This window comes from Chrysiogenia bacterium, assembly GCA_020434085.1.
In the GTDB taxonomy this organism is placed as follows: Bacteria; JAGRBM01; JAGRBM01; order JAGRBM01; family JAGRBM01; genus JAGRBM01.
In genome coordinates this window covers 1-2,743 of record JAGRBM010000445.1, presented here as the reverse complement: position 1 = coordinate 2,743, position 2,743 = coordinate 1, and the positions used below count along the sequence as shown (strand labels likewise).

Annotated in this window: 5 protein-coding genes; all 5 read left to right on the top strand. The window is 62.4% G+C overall.

All coding sequences use genetic code 11. The features are described 5' to 3' along the window. Positions 1-258: hypothetical protein (locus tag KDH09_15210; protein MCB0221044.1), on the top strand; the 258-nt coding region annotated here is incomplete at its 5' end. After that, entirely contained in the window at positions 255-989 is a 735-nt protein-coding gene (locus tag KDH09_15205; protein MCB0221043.1) for a site-specific DNA-methyltransferase, read from the top strand. The genes KDH09_15210 and KDH09_15205, both read left to right, overlap by 4 nt. Further along, complete coding sequence (locus tag KDH09_15200; GenBank protein MCB0221042.1) at positions 986-2,281, top strand: replicative DNA helicase; 1,296 nt, start codon at positions 986-988, stop codon at positions 2,279-2,281. The genes KDH09_15205 and KDH09_15200 overlap by 4 nt, the downstream gene beginning before the upstream one ends. After that, positions 2,281-2,499: a hypothetical protein gene (locus tag KDH09_15195; protein MCB0221041.1), complete on the top strand. Its 219-nt coding sequence runs from the start codon at positions 2,281-2,283 to the stop codon at positions 2,497-2,499. The genes KDH09_15200 and KDH09_15195 overlap by 1 nt, the downstream gene beginning before the upstream one ends. Continuing rightward, positions 2,496-2,743, top strand: a 248-nt coding sequence (locus KDH09_15190; protein ID MCB0221040.1) for a hypothetical protein, incomplete at its 3' end; no start/stop codon positions are given. The genes KDH09_15195 and KDH09_15190, both read left to right, overlap by 4 nt.

Here is a 2,743-nt window from a genome sequence, read left to right as displayed (position 1 = left end):
GCGTTTAAGCGCTGGGAGCAGGCACGATCCCGCAACAAGCTCTCGCACGCCGACCTGCTGGCCACCTGCCTTGCTGCCCTCGAATGGCAGGAAAAGCTGCCAGAGTGGCAGGACGCCAACGGCAAATACATCCCCGGCATCGAGCCGTGGCTGAATCAGGACAAGTTCCTTGCCGACCCGCCGCTGGCGCTGGCCACCAAGCCCAACCGGCCCCCCGAATACCGCGCTGAGCGCCCACGTCCAGGGGGTGGGCAGTGAGCGACTACCGCGTCATCCATGGCGACTGCCTCGCTGTGCTGCCCACGCTGGCCGCTGATCTCGTCGTCACGAGCCCGCCGTATAACTGCGGCAAGCACTACGGCACGGCTGACGACTCGCTGGCTATGCGGGATTACTGGGAGTTTACCGAGGCGTGGTTCTCTGCCGCTGCTCGCATCTGCTCCGGCTACATCTGCGCCAACGTGCCCAACTGGATCGGCTCCCGCTCTGAGCGAGTATTTGCGCTGGATGAATACCGCGCGATTTTCGACCGGCACGCTGAGTTTATCGACATTGCCATCTGGCACAAGGGTCCAGCCAACGGGGCTGCGTGGGGAAATCGCCCCAATGCGCCGCGCCTGCGCGCCAACCACGAATGGGTGCTGATTTACCGCTGCGGCGACGGCATGGCGGACAACGGTTTGACGTGGGGCGACTGGTCACGGCTTACTGAAACGATCTGGAAAATCCCCGCGACCCTCCCCTTCCGCAATGACCACCCGGCCACGTTCCCGGTTGCCTTGCCAGAGCGGTGCATTCGCCTCTACTCGCAGCCGGGCGCGGTTGTCCTCGACCCGTTCTGCGGCACCGGCACCACGGGCGAGGCTGCCGTTGGCGTGGGCCGTGACTTCATCGGCATTGAGATCGACGCGCAGCACGCGCACACGGCGCAGAAGCGGCTGGATTGCTTCACCGCGCAAGCTGACCTGTTCGCGGGGATATCGCTGTGAGAGTAGCCCCCCAGAACATCGAGGCGGAAATGACCGTCCTGGGCGCAATCCTGCTGGATAACGAGCGGATTGACGACGCGGCCACCCTGACCCCTGCCGATTTCTACCGCCCCAACCACCGGGAAATCTTTGCGGCCATGCAGGCGCTCTCCGCCAAGAACGAGCCGATTGACCCGGTAACACTGGCCACAGAGCTTGGCGGCCACGAACACGACGAGCCAATCCGGCAGGCCATGAGCGTGGTCCCATTCGCCAATCGAATCCACTGGGGGGCGAAGGAAGTCCTGAAGGCATCGGAGGCCCGTGCCCTGATTACCGCCGCGCAGGACGCCATGGAGAAAGCCTACGAGCGCGATATGGACGCTGCCATGGGCATCGTCTCGAAGATCGGCATGGGCGACCGCACGGCTACCAGGCTTGTCAGGGCTGACCAGCTCGCCCCGCGTGGCCTTCGCGCATTGGAGGCTGAGCAGGCCGCCTACAAGGCCGGTCACGTTTCAGGCGTGCCCACGGGCCTCTGGGATGTGGATTCCCTGCTGGCTGGCCTGAAGCCGCAGGACTACGCGATCCTTGCTGCCCGCCCCTCAATGGGCAAAACGTCACTGGCCCTTGAGATTGCCCTGAACGCTGCGAAGGCGGGTTTCCCCGGCTTTATCGCCTCGCTGGAAATGAGCGCCGAGAAGCTGTTCACCCGCGCGCTGAGCCTGCTCTCGGATATTCCCATTTCGCATCTTCGCAGGGACCAGGACGATCACGGCCAGCCCCTTGATGCCGACAAGGTGACGGAAGCGTCCACCGCGTTCATGGACCTGCCCCTCTACATCGAAGACTCAGGCGCCCAGCGCCCGGCCTACATCCGCAGCATTGCCCGGCAGGTTCGGCGCAAGAGCAAGGCGGAAATGGGCCTCATCGTGGTGGACCACCTGAACATCGCGGTGGCCGATGCCAAGGGGCAGAACCGCAACCACGACCTGACCGAAATCTCAGCAGCCATGAAGGCGCTGGCCAAGGACATCGGCTGGCCGGTTCTGGCGCTTTGCCAGCTCTCGCGCAAGTGCGAGGAACGCACAGACAAGCGGCCCATGCTCTCCGACCTGCGCGAATCCGGTGCCCTCGAACAGGACGCGGACATTGTGATGGGGCTCTACCGGGAGGCTTACTACAACGATCACGCGGAGAATCCACACAAGGCGGAGCTGATTGTTTTGAAGAACCGTGACGGCGAGTGCCGCACCATCCCCCTCCACTGGGATGGACGGAAAACAAAATTCAGCGATTGGAGCAGCATCTGATGGCAATGCGTAAATACAGCCGGTGGCGGCACAAACTCTACCCGAATTCACTGGACCTTGTGGTCCTTGCAATCACCAAGTTTGACATTGTGGAGGGTGCGCGTGGGCGTGACCGCTACCTCGAAGGCCCCTTCGCTGACGTTCAGTTCAGCAATGGACGGTCCTCCATCATCCGGGTTTCAGACATCGAAAAACACTACGAAGAGGTGACTGCGTGAGCAACTGGGAGAAGTTCAGGAATCTGGCCTACCAGCGCATGAGCGAGGGCCGGGAAGAATACGGGCACTCTGCCGTCACCAAGTCGTTTGACCAGCTCGACGATGAGATTGAGCAGGAAATCCTGGATCAATGGGCGTGGGCAGAGCAGGCCCTACTCAAGATGGCGGCCACGGGCGAGAGAGGGCACCACCTGTCTCGCTACAAGGCAATTCAACAAGCTGCGTTTGAGCAGTGGGAGAGGTT

What these genes read in the sequence shown, in the direction of transcription:
- KDH09_15195 (MCB0221041.1), top strand. Translation starts at nt 2,281, where the DNA reads ATGGCAATGCGTAAATACAGCCGGTGGCGGCACAAACTCTACCCGAAT.